Here is a 14,942-nt window from a genome sequence, read left to right as displayed (position 1 = left end):
TGGCTTCGTCCCCGAGGCGGGGTCAGGTGATCAACCATGGTCACCTGACCCCGCCTCGGCGATATTCAACGCCAGTTCCTCCCGGCGCTCGCAAAACATCCCGTCGCTCACACAACCTTTCGGGAACTGCATAACTCCTCCTGTCCCTCGCAATTCATACATCTGCAGAGGTTGTTCAAGGGGCTGCGGGCGAGGGGTGCTGCCGTGGCGGCGGGGGCATCCTCGCGAGATCACCGGACTTTCATGAGGATGCGTTTGATCTCCTCGAACTTTGTCTCCTTGAACAGCTCTTTCCAACTGATCCTGACGACTCGCCAGTCCCGATCTCGAAACCACTGTTCGCGACGCCGTTCCCTCTCGAGTTCGTCACGGGGCACTCCCGAGCCGAGATACAGTTTCCCGATGCCGTCGATTTCGATGATCAGTCGAGCTGCCTTGTGACAGAAGTCGACGCGTAGTCTCGAATGAAGTGAGGCCGCATCGAACTCGACTTGGGGGACGAGCCCATTGATTCCGTGCTGGAAGAACCTCACCGCCGCGATCGATTCGGCTGGGGATTCGCGTCGAGCATCTGCCAGGTCGAGCGCCAGGTGAACCTTCTTGGTGTTTCTGGACTCGAAGCACTGCGAAAGTGTTGTGAAGATCTTCTCCATCGTCGTCAGGCCACGGCGAAGAGCGCTGTCGAGCATGGAAACTGAGATATCGGGGTTGTATGTGCGCGCCACATCGATGAGGGTACGTTCGAGCGTGGTCATCTCGGTCCCGCGAACCTTCAGGCGGTGATTCTTCGGTATTGTCCCGCCCCTGACATGGATGCTCTTGAATCTGCGGTTGGTCCCGGGACGCACCACTTCGACCTGGTGCGTGACGGGGTAGGCGACTGGCAGACCGTGGATGAGGGCGGCGGAAATGTGAGAGAACACCTCGGGTGGGGGAGGCGCAGCTGACGACTGGGCTGAGGTGGCCGATTGCGGTGTGGCGTCCGATCTCGCATCGACCATTCCTTGTTTCTGAAATCTGACCTCGCATCGCGCCATCACCGCCGCATCGAGCTCTTCGATCTCGTCACGGATGTCCCCGTATTCTGTGAACTCTGAGTGCGCTCCTTCCTCGATGCTCGCCCACAGCGCTCGGTGCCTGTCCCGGTCGCAGATGTGTCTGACGGAATAGACGCCGCGAGAGAGTCGGCGCACACAGCAACTTCTTGCACGCCGAATATCTTCGTGACTGAACCCGAGTCGGAGGATCTGCTGTGTCGTCAGAATCTTATACATGACAATAATCTGCATCTAGTGACATCAAAGCGCAATAGAAAAGAATCTGCCTGTGCATAAGTCTGTGGATCGACGTACTCGGCGGTGGATAAAGACTGTGCGGCTGCCCGAACGCGAGTGTTGTTAAGCAGTCAACTGGGCGCTGGCCCAAGTCGCGGGGCCGCCAGAGTTCGCACCCCTCACTCTGAGTGCTGAAACGTCTCTTTGCACAGGGAGGAGTTGGTGCTCGTGGTGCCTTTTGGTGAACCAGTTGTAGGGGTAGGCCGTAACTGTAGGGGTTGAGAGGAGCTGTAGGGGATGGTAGGAGTTGCAGGAGCTGCAGGGGGTGGGAGAGATGCGGCCGAAAGGGAGCGATGCAAGTGGGTGCTCGAAAAATAGAACACGCCACGACGGCCAAATCCTCGCAGTCCGGATGCTGACACGGCAGACTTAGACGTGTTGCGATTGCCTTCCCATCCCCGGTCGCAGAGGAAAGAGACATGGTTCCGAGCAAGCCCAGAAGCAGTGCCCCCAAATCGGCTCCGGGCAGAGCCGCTCCCCGTCGACGTCCCACACCGGTTGTCGAGGCTCAGCCCACCGAAGACACCCGCAAGCGGAAGCTGTCCTGGCAGACCGGCGTCTTCCTCCTCGTCATCGCTATCGTGCTCGTGACGTTCCTGCCATCGATCAACTCCGCACTCAAGCAGGCGCAGCAGATCGCGGCACTCAACAGCGAGATCGAATCGACGAAGTCCGAAGTCGAGGGACTGCAGGAGAGGAACGAGAACCTCAAAGACCCCGCCTACATCAAACGCAAGGCCCGCAAAGACCAGTACTACGTGGAGGAGGGTGAGAACGCGGTCATCGTCATCAATCAGGAGGCGATCAACGGTGACGATTCGGATACGGACCGCCCGCAGCGCAAGCAAGCCTGGTACCTTGAATTGCTGGAGTCGATTCAAGAGGTCGGCAATACCGTGGAGAAGGGCTGATGATCACAGAGTGCACCGAGGCGGACCTCGCCATCCTGAAGGACCAGCTCGGACGGATTCCGCGCGGCGTCGTCGGGATCGCAGCTCGCAGCACATCGGGCGAGCCTCTGGTCGTCGCCACGGCCCCTCGACTCGAAGACGGAACTCCGTTCCCCACCACCTTCTACCTGACCCATCCGGCCTTCGTCACCGAGTGCTCACGGCTCGAGGCCTCGGGAATCATGGCCGAATGGTCCGCTGAGGTCGCCGAGGACGACGAGCTCGCAGCCGCTTACGCCAAGGCGCACGCTGCTTACCTCGCAACACGGTCTGAGATCGGTGAGAAGGCCGGCATCGCCGAGGTGACAGAGATCGAGGACTACTCCGCCGGTGGCATGCCCACCCGTGTGAAGTGCCTGCACGCTCTCGTTGGGCACTCCCTGGCGGCCGGGGCAGGGCTCAACCCGATCGGGGACCGTGCGATCTCCTTCATGACCGACGTCCCCACGCCGGCGGGCGCGGAAAACGCCTCGCCCGAGGCAAGCGAATAGGAGAGACTCATGCGAGTTGCCGCCTTCGACTGTGGGACCAATTCCCTGCGCCTGCTCATCGCCGAGGTCGACGAGCAGGGCCAGATGGCCGAGCTTCGTCGTGAGACCCGGATCGTGCGACTCGGCCAGGGAGTGGACGCGACGGGGGAGTTCGCCCCCGAAGCCCTCGAACGCACATTCGCCGCAGCCCGGGAATTCGCCGAGGTGGCGGCCGAGTATTCGCCGGAGAAGCTGAGATTCGTCGCCACCTCCGCCAGCCGCGACGTGAAGAACCGGGACGAGTTCTTCGCCGGAATCTTCGGCATCCTGGGCGTCGTGCCCGACGTAATCTCCGGTGACGAAGAGGCTCACCTGTCATTCCTCGGCGCCACCGTCGGACACGGTGCCGACAGCGGCCCGTTCATGGTCATGGACCTCGGCGGCGGGTCAACCGAACTGGTCCTCGGAACCGAGGGAGTCACCTCGGCGGTCAGCATGGACATCGGGTCCGTGCGCCTGACCGAACGCCACATGTCCGTCGACATCCCAGACCAGACGCAGATCCGAGCGGCCCTCGACGACATCGATGCCAATCTCGACAAGGCTGCAGAGATCGTCGATCTGTCCGCACCGCGGACGATGATCGGAGTCGCAGGCACCGTCACCACGCTGACCGCGGGAATCCTCGACCTCGACAGTTATCAGCGCGAGCGCATCCACGGCACGCATCTGCGTGTGGCCGACATCGACAATGAGGCCGACGAGCTGCTGAGTATGGGGCGAGAGGCTCGCGCGGCGCTGCCCTACATGCACCCCGGACGCGTCGACGTCATCGCAGCCGGGGGACTGCTGTTCGCCCGGATCGCGGCCCGCATCGACACAGCAGTCAAGGCCGCGGGGGCTGAACTCGACATCATGGTCTCGGAAACGGACATCCTCGACGGCACCGCGCTCGATCTCGCGCGCCAGCAATCGTGAGGTCCGCCACCGCGCGGACAGCGACAGCAGCCAAGCGTCCACGCGCAGGAAAGCGCACCGCGAAACTCGCCGTCGTCGGCTCCCTCGTGCTCGGTCTGGTCATAGGGACGACCCAGCCTGCGCTGGCAGCACCTGAGCCCGGGCCGGGCCAGTGGTTCATCGAGGACTACGGCATCGACGATCTGTGGAAGAAGACCACCGGCAAAGGTGTCAAGGTCGCCGTCATCGATTCCGGCGTCAATGCCGAACATGACGACCTCAAGGACGTTGTGAGCAAGTCCAAGGACTTCAGCGGACTCGACAAGGATGGGAAGACCCCGATCGGCGGCAAGACCACGATCCATCACGGCACCGCCGTCGCCGGTGTCATCGCGGGCCAAGGCAAGGGGGCCGGCCCGACCGGAGTGGCCCCTGACGTCGACATCCTGTCCGCATCGATGTGGCTGGGGCCCGACCGGCCGGAGGATTCCGGCTCCACCCGTGAGCAGGCCGATGAGGCGATCAGATGGGCCGTCGACTCCGGAGCCAAGGTCATCAACATGTCGCTGGGCTGGGACGATCCCGCCTGGCCCTCCAGCTGGGACGAATCCTTCGCCTACGCCTATGAGAAGGACGTCGTCATCGTCGCCTGCGTCGGCAACGCCTCCCAGGGGGCGACTCAGGCGTGGTCGCCGTCGACGGTCCCCGGAGTGATCGGCGTCGGCGGGCTGGGCAAGAACGACAAGGTGCTCAAGGAATCCACCGCCCCCGGAACAGCCGTGGACCTCATGGGGCCCGCGTCCGACATTCCGATTCCGTACTACTCCGGCGGCTATGCGGAAGGACAAGGCTGTTCATTCGCCTCACCCATCGTCTCCGGCGTCGCTGCGCTGATCCGGGCCGAGAATCCAGACCTCAGCGCCGACGAGGTCACCGCCAAACTGACCTCGACGGCCAAGCCCGTCCCCGGACACAAGGGGCAGAGCAAGAAGGGCAAGCCGGATCCGATCGTCGGCTGGGGCCGGCTCGATCCGAAAGCCGCAATGAAGTCCGATGTCCCGAAGACGGTGCCCAGCGCGGCCGATGCTCTCGCCGATTGGGTGACGATGCACAGGCGCGCGAAATCCGATCCGTCCGAGACCGAGAGCGCGGCCCCAGCCGAGGACAACAACCCGAAAGCGGTCGCGCCCAAGGACGTCGTCTCATCGCAGTCGACACCCATGTTGGGCTTCTCGGTTCTGGGTGCCGGAGGCCTCATCGCGGTGATCCTCTTCGCGCTCTCAGCAGTGGTTTTCATCCGCCGTCGACGGTGATCGAACCGGGTGCCAAACCTCTGATCTCGAGCGTCGAGATGCAATTCGTGAAAGTTTTCACAAGGGCCTAAGATGGGAATATGGCACTCATCAGAAACTCAAAATTGCGTCCTCGAATCCTCGTCGTTGGTGGCGGCTACCTTGGTCTCGTTACCGCTCAGAATCTGTTGAAGAACCTCGGTCGTGGCGAAGCCACAGTGACCGTGGTCGATCCCAACCCGTACATGACCTACCTGCCGTTCCTGCCAGAGGTCGCAGCCGGGTCCATCGAGCCGCGCCACGCTGTCGTGCCGCTGCGTCGCAACCTCTCCGGTGCTGAGGTCATCACCGCGAAGGTCACCTCAATCAACCACGGCGACAAGTTCGTCACCGTCGAGCCCGAGAACGACGAAGCGTTCGAGCTCGACTACGACCACATCATCATGGCCGCCGGTTCGGTGGCGCGTGCCCTGCCGATCCCCGGCCTCAAGGAGAACGCCATCGCGCTCAAGCGCATCGAGGAGGCCGTCGCACTGCGCGACCATCTCCTCAGCCGCTTGGCCGACGCCTCGCTGATGGAAGACGATGATGAGCGTCGCAAAGCGCTGACCTTCGTCTTCGTCGGCGGCGGATTCGCAGGCATCGAGCTCCTCGCCGAGCTCGAAGACGTGGTCCGCTCCGCTGTGGCTCAGTACGAGACGCTGACCGAAGCAGATGTCCGCTTCGTCCTCGTCGAAGCCCTTGAGCGTGTCATGCCCGAGGTCGGCGAGGCTCAGGCTCGCTGGGTCGTCGAGCACATGCGCGAACGCGGCATCGATGTCTACCTCGAGACCTTCCTCCAGGACTGCACCGACAAGCACGTCAAGCTCTCCAGCGGCGAAGAGTTCGACGCCGACACCATCGTGTGGTCGGCTGGCGTCAAGGCCAACCCGATCCTCGTCGACTCGGACCTGCCTCTCGATGAGCGCGGCCGTGTGACTGTGCGCGCCGATCTGCGCGTCGAGGGTGACAACGGTGTTGTCGAAGGCGCATGGGCCGCCGGCGACAACGCCGCCGTGCCCGATCTCTCCGGTGGCGGTGTGGGCGGCTACTGCGTGCCCAACGCTCAGCACGCCGTGCGCCAGGCACCAGTGCTTGCTGCCAACGTTCTCGCCGGACTGCGCGGAGAGACAGAGTTCAAGCAGTACTTCCACAAGACCATCGGCACCGTTGCAGGTCTCGGCCTGTACAAGGGCGTTTCGCAGATGGGCGACTTCGAAGCCCGCGGCGTCCTCGCTTGGCTGATGCACCGCGCCTACCACGGCTACGCGATCCCGACAGTGGACCGCAAGGTCAAGGTCTTCGGCAACTGGATCCTCAACGCCATCGTCGGCCGCGACGCCATGCCGCTGGCCGATCTCGACGTTCCTCGTAAGAACTTCGTCGAGGCAGCCAACTCAAAGCCGGCTCCTAAGAAGGAAACCGCCAAGGCCTGATGCCTGAGTGCAGGTTCGCGTTGGGGTCTCATCGTGACGTGAAGCCTGATGAGGTCTGAAGAACGCCGGGAATGCATCTGCTGCACTCCCGGCGTTCTTGTCATTCACCGATGGACGGACACGCAGAGTCTGGGGGATCGGCCCCGAACCGATGAGTGCTCGGCCCCGAGAACCTCAGTTCGCGACGGTGAAGCGAGCGTCAATGTGCTTCGCGTCGACGATCTCATCGACCATGGCCACAGCAAAGTCTTCGGCCGAGATCGAATCGCCGGCAGGCGTCTCAAATTCGGTCTTATAGGTTCCCGTGCGTTCACCGGGACCGATCTCCGGGGCAGGGGAGATCAGCGTCCACGGTGAGTACCTGCCCGCGCGCATCAGCTCGAGTGCCCTCGTGCCGGTCTCTGACTCAGCCTTATAGGCTTCGGGGAATCCTTCGGTGTCTTTGAGCATGGCGTTTCCGACGAGGAGCGATCCGGCACCGCCGACGACGAAGACACGCTTGTCGCCACTGGCCTGAGCCAGTGTCTCCAGGGCCTTCAGCCAGTCGTCGTGGGATCCTCCGGTGCGGCTGGGGCCGGTTGTCGAGACGATGATGTCGTGGTCGTCGACGGCCTGTCGATCGAACTCAGCGTCTCCCATGTCGCCCTTAAGGTTCGCTGCGGCTCCCGGCACCTCAACGCCGGTTCGAGTGATGGCAGTGACCTCGAGGCCGCGCTCGGCGGCTTCCTTGGTGACGCGGGATCCGATCATTCCGGATGCGCCGAACAGTGCGATCTTCATGGTGTGTCCTTTCGTTGAAGCAGATACTGCCACAAAGGTACCCGTTGGATATCGAGTACTTCAAAGATACTATTGAGCTATGAGCACGAGCAGTTCTTGGGAGGGCGATGCCTTCGATCCCGAATGTCCGACCCGGATCGTCCTCGACCGAGTCGGTGACAAATGGACGGTCCTCATCATCGAGACACTCGACGAGGGCCCGAAGCGCTTCAGTGAAATCCGTTTGGCGATCGGTGGAATCACACCGAAGGTCCTCACCTCGACACTTCGGTCGTTGGTGGCCGATGGACTCGTGACCAGAGAGGTCTTCGCCGAGGCTCCTCCACGTGTGGAATACGCGCTGACCGACCTGGGCCGGTCCCTTCAGGTGCCCGTGGCAACTCTGCGCAGGTGGGCTGAACTCAACGTGGCCACCATCTCGGAGAGCAGAGATCGTCAGTTGAACAGCAGTCTCTAAGCACTCTGAGGTGGGCCTGACAGGGTCACGATGCTGGCCGTCGGTCGATGCTGGTCAGGAGAGCAGAAATCAGTCGCCGATCTCCGCGAGCACCTCGGCGAGTTCACGCAGCTCACCTGCGATGCGATACATGCGAGGAGAACCTGAGTACGTCCAATTGCTCGTAATCATCGACGCGCTCGCGCCGCTGGTGGTGACGGAGTACTCCTCACGGCTGAGCTTCGCCGTCCGATCGGCGATGAGTCGATCGCGCAGCTCGGGGGAGAGGCCCTCCCAGTGATCGGCAGCTTCGTATCCGAGCTCATGCCAATCGGCGTCCGCTTCACGGTAAGCGAGCGGGCGGTTGGATGCAGTGGCCACGGTGCTTTCTGCCTCGGGTGTCTCAGGAGCTGAGCCTGGGCTGACGTCGCCCGAGGTGGCTGGAGACGCGAAGAGAACGGCAGGTCCCGGTGTGGCAGCGACGCTGAGATCTCCCATATCGCCGACGGACAGAGGCGGACCCTGCGGGGTGAGCAGCACATTCGTCATATCACCATCTTGCCCGGGTGAACGGCCGGATGCGAACCTCCAGCTTACTCACGACGCCTGCATGCTCGGGACTGAGTTCTACCCTTTCGGGCAAACGGAAAGATGAATGCCAGCTATCCCGTCTGGGAGGAGCATCCCTGGCGTTCTTGTCGCTGGCACTACCACAGTTTCACTGTGCTTGATTGGAATCAAGGCTCGGCGGTGGCCCAGAGCGGCAACTGTGAGCCAATTCGGCCAAAACCGAAGTGAAGAAGATAGGTAAACATGAGGTACTCGATTCCCAGTCAGATATGAGTTAGCCTCTGACCTTGCATCAATGCAGGTGAGAGGCTGTTTCTATGGTCCCCCCAGTGGGACTCGAACCCACACTTGATCGATTTTAAGTCGACTGCCTCTGCCGATTGGGCTATAGGGGGCCATGCGGACGCTGCCTGCGCCGCATCGGCACTGGAAACACAGCGCCAGCACGTACCATATAGCGTACCTGGGACTGCCGCGATCAGAGACACGACGACCAGGCCGACACCGCGATCTGAGACACACCGACGCACCAGTCGTGAGACGACTAGTCTCAAACTCATGACCGAGAATCCGCCCAGCAGACAGGCCTGGGTGATCCTCGTCGTCGGGGTGCTGTCCCAGATGGCGGCCACTGTCGCCATCACCGGGCCGGCTTTTCTCATTCCGTATATGCACACTGATCTCGGCTATACGCTGACTCAGGCCGGCACCGTGGCCGCGGCCCCGAGTTTCGGTCTCATCCTCACCCTCATCGCTTGGGGTGCCTTTGCCGACAGGTTCGGTGAACGATTGGCTATGACGCTGGGCATCGGTCTGACGGCCCTGGCCTCAGGTGTGGCGGTGGCGGTGGTCGGTTCACCAGTGTGGATGGTCATCATCATCGCGGCCTCCGGCGCTGCCGCCGCATCCGTGAACTCGGCCAGCGGGCGCGTGGTCATGGGCTGGTTTCCCCGCCACCGCCGTGGTCTGGCCATGGGGATCAGACAGATGTCGCAGCCACTGGGCACGAGCGTGGCGGCCCTGGCCGTCCCACCGATCGCCGCGTCCGACGGCTTTGTCGGATACCTGTGGTTCGTCGTCATCGTCACCGGTGTCATGGCCGTCATCTGCCTCGGCCTCGTCCGGGACCCTCCCCGCGCCGAGGCGGCTCCCAGCCCCGTAGGCACGTCCACGGACGATTCCCGGCCAGGCCCCACCTCGGCGGGGGGAGAGGTCGAAACGCCGCCTTCGACGAGCAACCCCTACCGGATGGACTCGTTCCTGTGGCGGATCCACGCAGTCTCCGCGCTGCTGGTGATCCCACAGTTCGCCTTCTCCACCTACGGCCTCATCTGGCTCATCGCGAACCAGCACATCAGCGCGGGCATCGCCGGCGGCATCGTCGCCGCCTCCCAGATCGTGGGGGCGCTGGGACGCATGATCGTCGGGGGCCTCTCCGATCGTCTCGGCTCCAGGGTCGGGCTGATGCGGGTCGTGGCGATTGCGGCGATGGTCCTCGTCGCGGCGATCGCGCTGATCTCACTGACCCCGATGCCGATCGTGGCGAGCGTGGTGTTCATCCTGGCGGCAACGGTCTCGGTGGCCGACAACGGTCTGGCCTTCGCCTCGGTCGCCGAGGCCGCAGGACCCCAATGGTCGGGCAAAGCCATGGGCATGCAGAACACGGGACAGTTCGTCATGTCCGCGATCCTCGGGCCGGGATTCGGCGCCCTGGTCACCGTGTTCGGCTACCCCTTGTCCTTTGCCCTCGTCGCGATCGCCCCTCTGCTCAGTCTGGGAATCATTCCGAAACGGGACATAGATCGGATAACCTGATGTTCACCTCTGCTCGGTACCCTGCCCGAGGATTGGTGACGACCGCGACGTGATGGGCCAAGCCGCTGAAGAAGACCGATGCCGTCGATGCTAAGGAGCGCCCGTGAATAGCCTGCTCAATGAGAATCTGCGCGAATACATCGACAAACTTCGACTCGAAGGCTACGCGGTCGAGAACTCCCACACCACCGATCCGCACCTCATCGACCCGCTGGGGCGTGCGGTCGAGACCTGGCGTGAGGGATACCCGTACCCGGAACTCATGGACCGGGAACAATACGAACTCGAGAAGTACCAGCTGCAGGTGGAGCTGCTGAAATTCCAATACTGGGGGCAGGACACCAACGCCAGACACGTCATCGTCTTCGAAGGCCGTGACGCTGCCGGCAAGGGCGGGACGATCAAACGCTTCACCGAACACCTCAACCCGCGAGCGGCACGGGTCGTGGCCCTGAACAAACCCTCGGACAAGGAAGCAGGGCAGTGGTATTTCCAGCGCTACATCAGCCACCTGCCCACCAGCGGCGAGTTCGTCATGTTCGACCGCTCCTGGTACAACAGGGCCAACGTCGAACGCGTCATGGACTTCTGCACCGACTACGAGTACGAGACGTTCATGGAACAGGCTCCGGTGTTCGAGAAGATGCTCATCGACTCCGATATCCACGTCACCAAGTTCTGGTTCTCCGTGACCCAGCGCGAACAGCGGACTCGCTTCGCGATCCGGCAGATCGACCCGGTGCGACAGTGGAAGCTCTCTCCCATGGACCTCGAATCCCTGGATCGTTGGGACGACTACACCGCGGCGAAGGAAGAGATGTTTCGACGCACGGACACCGATCACGCTCCGTGGATCACGATCAAGAGCAATGACAAGAAGCGCGCACGGCTCAACGCCATGCGCTACTTCCTCAACCAGTTCGACTACGAGGACAAAGACACCTCCGTCGTCTACGAACCTGATCCGATCATCGTCCGGCGTGGACGCGACGCCGTCGACGACTGAGGATCAGCGCCAGGGCACCTGCACGGTCCGACCTCCCCGGTCTGCGCCGAGGCTGTCTGCGCCGAGGTTGCTCAGTCCGGTGGTTCTGATGCGGTGTCCTCATCTTCCTTCGTGTCTCCACCGCGGATGTCGCGTTCTTCGTCGGGCTGGGAAGCTTCGGCCTCGGCCTGGGCCTCCTTCGGATCCTTTTCTATCGGCACGTCGTGCTCTGCGGCAATGCGCTCGAGCTGTTCCTCGGGAGTCTCCACGCTGCCTTCCGCATTCTTCTGCTCATCGCTCATGGTCTTCTGCTCCTCTCTGCACTCGAGCTGTGTTCGAGGCAATCAAACCGATCGATGCTCGGCCGGGTGCCCGTGATCCGGGCATCACGATCTGTGTTCTCGACGCTAGTCACACGGTGGTGGGGGATCAAGGCGCTGACCTGCGATCGGTGGGAATTTGCATCTGGCGCGGAGCCGACATCCATGTCGCGCCCCAGGAAAGAGCTGCGGCCGGGTAGAAGGGGAAAGACCACCCGGCCGGAATCGTGGAGCGGGCCTGGAGCCCGCTGTGTTCGAACGGGCGCGAAGCCCGCAACGCTCAGGCTTGGCGCCGAGACTTCTTCAGCGCGCGACGCTTCTTGTGGCCGGCGAAGCTGAGCCAGAAGAGGATGATGGCGAGGAGGACGAAGAGGCCGCCTCCGGCGATGCCCGCGTCGACCCAGAACTGGGGTGGGAAGAGACGGATGAGGGAATCATCGGCGTAGAACTCCCAGGTCCCGTCGGAGAAGAAGATCTGATGGAAACCGCGGAAGAAGGTGTCCCAACCGAGGAACGCCAGTACCGCTGCAGCGGCCATGACGACGATGCTGATGATGGCGCTGAGGCGCAGACCGACGTGGATGCCCATTCCGTGCCTGCGCGACATGTAGAGCCCGAAGAGCACCGCGCCGATGAGGCCGATCACTGCGATCAGGTACAGCAGTGAGATGAGGGCCTTGACGTCGGCCATGTGGTTGAGCTCTTCGGAGATGAAGATGGGTTCGCCGTTGGGCATGATGACGTCGGCGAGGTAGCGCCGGGAGTCGAGGTTCGACAGGTAGTCGATGACGTAGGTGCCGTAGTGTTCGCGGTCGGCGCTGCCGAAGCCGAACTGGTCGGCAGGGAATCCGGGCCGGAAGTACTCGAACTTGAGGAACAGTCCCGAGGCCACGAATCGCACGGCCAGGGCCAGCAGAATGAACGGTGTGGCCAGGGTGATCCAGATGGTGCCGATGACATCGAGGACGCTGCGGCGCCGCTCGGGCACCTCGGGATCGTGGGTTTCGGTTGACGTTGCAGCCTGGGTCACGGCGGCCCAGTCTGCTTCACTCATCACAGCTGTGCGGGAGCTGGCGGGAACCTCGCGGGTCCGGGCGGTCTCGGCAGGGTTCGACGAATGGGCAGGTGCCACGTGCACGGGCCCGGTTGAGGGCTTGGGCTCGTCCTTGGCGATCGGTTCCCTGATCGGGTCGAACGCCTCGGTGTCGGTGGACGGATCGTTCGCTGCCTCCAGGGGAGGTTCCGTCTGCTTTTCGGCAGCGTTACCGGACCCTGAACTCATCCGCCTGCTCAGGAGGTCTTCGGTCTCGTTCTTCTCGTCTCCAGCCACGTTCCCATTGTCATCGACCCGGGAGGGCAAGCTGGCTCCGACACGCCACTGAGCACCAGATCACCGAGGTGGTCGGGACCGCCGAGGCTCAGCCCAGCAGGGCTGCGACGATGACGAGAGTCGGCACCGCCAGCACGGTCGTGATGAAGACCGCATCACGCATGAGCGCTTCGGATCGTCGGTACTGCATGGAGTAGATGTAGACGTTCTGTGCCGTCGGCAGAGCCGAGGTGACGACGATGGCGAACAGCGCGATGTCGGAATATCCCAGCAGGGGACCGCCGATGGCCCACGCCAGGACCGGTTGGATGACGAGTTTGGCGACCGTGATGTAGGTCAGCTGCTTCCGAGTTCCGGGAGCCGGCAGCCCCCACCCGTCCTTGAGTGAGATCCCGAAGGCCAGGAGGGCTCCAGGGACTGCGGTGGCGCCGATCATGTCGATGGGTTCGAAGATGAAGCGTGGGAGTTCGAAGCCCGTCGCCGAGGCGGCCACACCCGCGGCCGCGCCCAGAACGATGGGGTTCCTGATGATCTGGAACAGGCCCGAATACCAATGCTGGTCTGGTTTCTTCTTGCCCGCAGCGTCGAGGACGGCCATGCCGATGGGGGCGAGGATGAGCAGCTGGAACAGCAGCACGGGAGCGACATATCCGATGTCGTGGAGCACATAGGCCGCGATCGGGATGCCCAGGTTGCCGATGTTGACGTAGCTGACGGCCCAGGCGGAGAACATCGCCTCGCCGGTGCTGCGTCTGCGGATGTATCGGGTGAGGACGAACAGCAGGATGCCCACGATGAGCGCGGACCCTCCTGTGGCCAGGAGTGCTGTGTTGAAGATCAGGCCCAGGTCGGTGTCGGCAACCGTGACGTAGAGGAGGGCGGGGGTGCCGGCATAGAAGACGAGCTTCGCAATGACCTGCTGCCCAGTGGGTCCCAGAACCTCGGATCGTCCCAGCACGAACCCGACCAGGATGACCCCTGCGATGACGGCGAAGCCTTCGAAAACTGCCAGCATGGGCTACCGGTGGTCCTCGCTTTCCGGTTCAGGCGGCTTCGGCAGCGTCGACGGCCAGGTAGGCGGCCGCGGCAGTGCCGGCTGCGACGCTGAGCACCGCGGGCCATGCGCCGATCTTCTTCGCCAGGGGGTGAGAGGCACCGAACCCGCCGAGGTAGCCCAGGGTCAGCGCTGTGCCGATGGGCCAGCCCTGTTTGGCGAACCAGGTGCGGGCCGCGTAGGCGCCGGCGGCTGCGAGCACGACTCCACCGAGGGGACGGATCCCGGTCTCGCGGGCCGTCAGGAATCCGCCGACGAGGCCAACGGCGACAAGTGGGGCGGTCGAAACTTCACGTGCATCCTTCATGGCACCCAGTTTAGGCAACGCCGGCCGGGAACCGGACGGCGGTCTCACAACGAGGAACATCAATCGAGAGTGATCTTGATGACCGAGGCGATGCTGAGAACCGCGATGAGGCAGACCGAACTGGCAAGGAAGAGGATCGCCCAGGGAGTCGGGCGACCCCGTTCGGCGCGAATGGACACCGCTCCGAGACGGTAGCGTCTGACCTGCAGGGCGATCGCGGCGATCGCCAGTCCGATGCAGACGACGAAGACGACGACGGACAGTCCTCCGAACACATTGATCCAGCGGATGAACAACAGGCTGACGACGGTCATCGTCAGGCTGGTGCGCAGCCACGACTGGGTCGTCCTCTCGGGCTGCAGCCCCGGATCGGCGTGTGGCTGGGGCCGTCTGGGACGCGGCGTGGTCACAGGACTCCGGCGAAGACCAGGACGAGAAGGCCGGCGCCCAGCGCGGAGGCCAGGCTGACGATGGGGATGATGAGGGGCAGCGGCAGCGAGGTCTTATGGCGCATCGCCGATTCGATGCGATGCCATCTGAAGGCCGCACCCGCAGCGAGGATGAATCCGATGGTCATGAGCACGATCGACAGAGTCGCCCGCAGTCCAGAGGTGAAGATCGCCGAGGTGAAGGCTTCGACAGCGATGCCACCGCCGATGAACGCCAGGGCTGTGCGAATCCAGGACAGGAACGTGCGTTCGTTGGCGAGGGTGAATCGCGGGTCGGGATCCTCGCCGTCGGGAAACATCCGTCGGGCGATCCTGCTGCGTGAGTCGTCGGGGGTCACGTATCGAGGATAACCGCTGTGGTCGAATACCATGTCACAGTAAGACGATTTCTGCTGAAGTTCGCCTGCTGGCGTGAGTT

17 protein-coding genes and 1 tRNA gene are annotated in these 14,942 nt (G+C 63.0%); 8 read left to right on the top strand and 10 right to left on the bottom strand.

Annotation, left to right across the window (positions count from 1 at the left end; all coding sequences use genetic code 11):
• Nucleotides 1-230: 230 nt before the first annotated feature.
• Nucleotides 231-1,193, bottom strand: coding sequence for a hypothetical protein (locus BLT92_RS02495; RefSeq protein WP_231938982.1), 963 nt, complete (start codon nucleotides 1,191-1,193; stop codon nucleotides 231-233).
• A 560-nt stretch (nucleotides 1,194-1,753) separates the two neighbouring features.
• Here BLT92_RS02495 and BLT92_RS02490 point away from each other — a divergent pair.
• The 5 genes from BLT92_RS02490 (at nucleotide 1,754) to BLT92_RS02470 (ending at nucleotide 6,478) form a co-directional block, all read left to right on the top strand.
• Nucleotides 1,754-2,245, top strand: coding sequence for an FtsB family cell division protein (locus BLT92_RS02490; RefSeq protein WP_092102795.1), 492 nt, complete (start codon nucleotides 1,754-1,756; stop codon nucleotides 2,243-2,245).
• Nucleotides 2,245-2,775 (top strand): DUF501 domain-containing protein, encoded by a 531-nt coding sequence (locus BLT92_RS02485; protein WP_092102792.1) that lies wholly within the window; start codon nucleotides 2,245-2,247, stop codon nucleotides 2,773-2,775. Before BLT92_RS02490 ends, BLT92_RS02485 begins: the two co-directional genes overlap by 1 nt.
• 9 nt (nucleotides 2,776-2,784) lie before the next feature.
• Nucleotides 2,785-3,732 carry a Ppx/GppA phosphatase family protein gene (locus tag BLT92_RS02480; RefSeq protein ID WP_092102789.1) on the top strand — a complete coding sequence of 316 codons (948 nt, stop codon included), beginning with the start codon at nucleotides 2,785-2,787 and terminating at the stop codon, nucleotides 3,730-3,732.
• Nucleotides 3,729-5,024, top strand: coding sequence for a S8 family peptidase (locus BLT92_RS02475; protein ID WP_092102786.1), 1,296 nt, complete (start codon nucleotides 3,729-3,731; stop codon nucleotides 5,022-5,024). The genes BLT92_RS02480 and BLT92_RS02475 overlap by 4 nt, the downstream gene beginning before the upstream one ends.
• Before the next feature lie 80 nt (nucleotides 5,025-5,104).
• Nucleotides 5,105-6,478: an NAD(P)/FAD-dependent oxidoreductase gene (locus BLT92_RS02470; protein WP_092102783.1), complete on the top strand. Its 1,374-nt coding sequence runs from the start codon at nucleotides 5,105-5,107 to the stop codon at nucleotides 6,476-6,478.
• 174 nt (nucleotides 6,479-6,652) lie between these two features.
• On the opposite strand, the gene BLT92_RS02465 is transcribed toward BLT92_RS02470, so the two are convergent.
• Nucleotides 6,653-7,258 (bottom strand): NAD(P)-dependent oxidoreductase, encoded by a 606-nt coding sequence (locus BLT92_RS02465; protein WP_092102780.1) that lies wholly within the window; start codon nucleotides 7,256-7,258, stop codon nucleotides 6,653-6,655.
• A 79-nt stretch (nucleotides 7,259-7,337) separates the two neighbouring features.
• On the opposite strand from BLT92_RS02465, the gene BLT92_RS02460 reads away from it, so the two are divergent.
• Nucleotides 7,338-7,715, top strand: a complete 378-nt coding sequence (locus BLT92_RS02460; protein WP_092102778.1) for a winged helix-turn-helix transcriptional regulator — start codon at nucleotides 7,338-7,340, stop codon at nucleotides 7,713-7,715.
• A 69-nt stretch (nucleotides 7,716-7,784) separates the two neighbouring features.
• Here BLT92_RS02460 and BLT92_RS02455 read toward each other — a convergent pair whose 3' ends face one another.
• Together BLT92_RS02455 and BLT92_RS02450 are read right to left on the bottom strand one after the other, a co-directional pair.
• A complete protein-coding gene (locus BLT92_RS02455) occupies nucleotides 7,785-8,243 on the bottom strand; it encodes a hypothetical protein (protein ID WP_092102775.1) in 459 nt (152 codons plus the stop codon).
• Nucleotides 8,244-8,582: 339 nt separating this feature from the next.
• Nucleotides 8,583-8,659: transfer RNA gene (locus BLT92_RS02450), tRNA-Leu, on the bottom strand.
• Between BLT92_RS02450 and BLT92_RS02445 the strand changes: the two genes are divergently transcribed.
• Entirely contained in the window at nucleotides 8,613-10,079 is a 1,467-nt protein-coding gene (locus BLT92_RS02445) for an MFS transporter (protein WP_269457389.1), read from the top strand. The genes BLT92_RS02450 and BLT92_RS02445 overlap by 47 nt on opposite strands.
• 103 nt (nucleotides 10,080-10,182) lie before the next feature.
• Nucleotides 10,183-11,085, top strand: a complete 903-nt coding sequence (gene ppk2, locus BLT92_RS02440; RefSeq protein WP_092102769.1) for a polyphosphate kinase 2 — start codon at nucleotides 10,183-10,185, stop codon at nucleotides 11,083-11,085.
• Between the two features lie 71 nt (nucleotides 11,086-11,156).
• Here ppk2 and BLT92_RS02435 read toward each other — a convergent pair whose 3' ends face one another.
• The 6 genes from BLT92_RS02435 to BLT92_RS02410 form a co-directional block, all read right to left on the bottom strand.
• The gene (locus BLT92_RS02435; protein ID WP_092102766.1) at nucleotides 11,157-11,366 is read right to left on the bottom strand and encodes a hypothetical protein; all 210 of its coding nucleotides are present in this window, start codon (nucleotides 11,364-11,366) and stop codon (nucleotides 11,157-11,159) included.
• A gap of 298 nt (nucleotides 11,367-11,664) precedes the next feature.
• Nucleotides 11,665-12,714: a TIGR01906 family membrane protein gene (locus BLT92_RS02430; RefSeq protein WP_092102763.1), complete on the bottom strand. Its 1,050-nt coding sequence runs from the start codon at nucleotides 12,712-12,714 to the stop codon at nucleotides 11,665-11,667.
• Nucleotides 12,715-12,802: 88 nt separating this feature from the next.
• Nucleotides 12,803-13,729 (bottom strand): AEC family transporter, encoded by a 927-nt coding sequence (locus tag BLT92_RS02425; RefSeq protein WP_092102760.1) that lies wholly within the window; start codon nucleotides 13,727-13,729, stop codon nucleotides 12,803-12,805.
• Between the two features lie 28 nt (nucleotides 13,730-13,757).
• Nucleotides 13,758-14,075: a hypothetical protein gene (locus BLT92_RS02420; RefSeq protein ID WP_092108704.1), complete on the bottom strand. Its 318-nt coding sequence runs from the start codon at nucleotides 14,073-14,075 to the stop codon at nucleotides 13,758-13,760.
• Between the two features lie 59 nt (nucleotides 14,076-14,134).
• Nucleotides 14,135-14,485: a DUF202 domain-containing protein gene (locus BLT92_RS02415; protein WP_092102757.1), complete on the bottom strand. Its 351-nt coding sequence runs from the start codon at nucleotides 14,483-14,485 to the stop codon at nucleotides 14,135-14,137.
• On the bottom strand, nucleotides 14,482-14,895 hold the full coding sequence (locus BLT92_RS02410) for a YidH family protein (RefSeq protein WP_092102754.1): 414 nt from the start codon (nucleotides 14,893-14,895) through the stop codon (nucleotides 14,482-14,484). The genes BLT92_RS02415 and BLT92_RS02410 overlap by 4 nt, the downstream gene beginning before the upstream one ends.
• Nucleotides 14,896-14,942 lie beyond the last annotated feature (47 nt).

The organism is Brevibacterium picturae (genome assembly GCF_900105045.1).
Classification (GTDB): domain Bacteria; phylum Actinomycetota; class Actinomycetes; order Actinomycetales; family Brevibacteriaceae; genus Brevibacterium; species Brevibacterium picturae.
This window is presented reverse-complemented; position numbering and strand designations above follow the sequence as displayed.

Bases quoted from the DNA above. Each gene is read 5' to 3' on its own strand.
- BLT92_RS02465 (WP_092102780.1), bottom strand. From the start codon at position 7,258: ATGAAGATCGCACTGTTCGGCGCATCCGGAATGATCGGATCCCGCGTC.
- BLT92_RS02410 (WP_092102754.1), bottom strand. From the start codon at position 14,895: ATGGTATTCGACCACAGCGGTTATCCTCGATACGTGACCCCCGACGAC.
- BLT92_RS02470 (WP_092102783.1), top strand. From the start codon at position 5,105: ATGGCACTCATCAGAAACTCAAAATTGCGTCCTCGAATCCTCGTCGTT.
- BLT92_RS02490 (WP_092102795.1), top strand. From the start codon at position 1,754: ATGGTTCCGAGCAAGCCCAGAAGCAGTGCCCCCAAATCGGCTCCGGGC.
- BLT92_RS02455 (WP_092102775.1), bottom strand. From the start codon at position 8,243: ATGACGAATGTGCTGCTCACCCCGCAGGGTCCGCCTCTGTCCGTCGGC.
- BLT92_RS02435 (WP_092102766.1), bottom strand. From the start codon at position 11,366: ATGAGCGATGAGCAGAAGAATGCGGAAGGCAGCGTGGAGACTCCCGAG.
- BLT92_RS02480 (WP_092102789.1), top strand. From the start codon at position 2,785: ATGCGAGTTGCCGCCTTCGACTGTGGGACCAATTCCCTGCGCCTGCTC.
- BLT92_RS02420 (WP_092108704.1), bottom strand. From the start codon at position 14,075: ATGAAGGATGCACGTGAAGTTTCGACCGCCCCACTTGTCGCCGTTGGC.
- BLT92_RS02425 (WP_092102760.1), bottom strand. From the start codon at position 13,729: ATGCTGGCAGTTTTCGAAGGCTTCGCCGTCATCGCAGGGGTCATCCTG.
- BLT92_RS02485 (WP_092102792.1), top strand. From the start codon at position 2,245: ATGATCACAGAGTGCACCGAGGCGGACCTCGCCATCCTGAAGGACCAG.
- BLT92_RS02460 (WP_092102778.1), top strand. From the start codon at position 7,338: ATGAGCACGAGCAGTTCTTGGGAGGGCGATGCCTTCGATCCCGAATGT.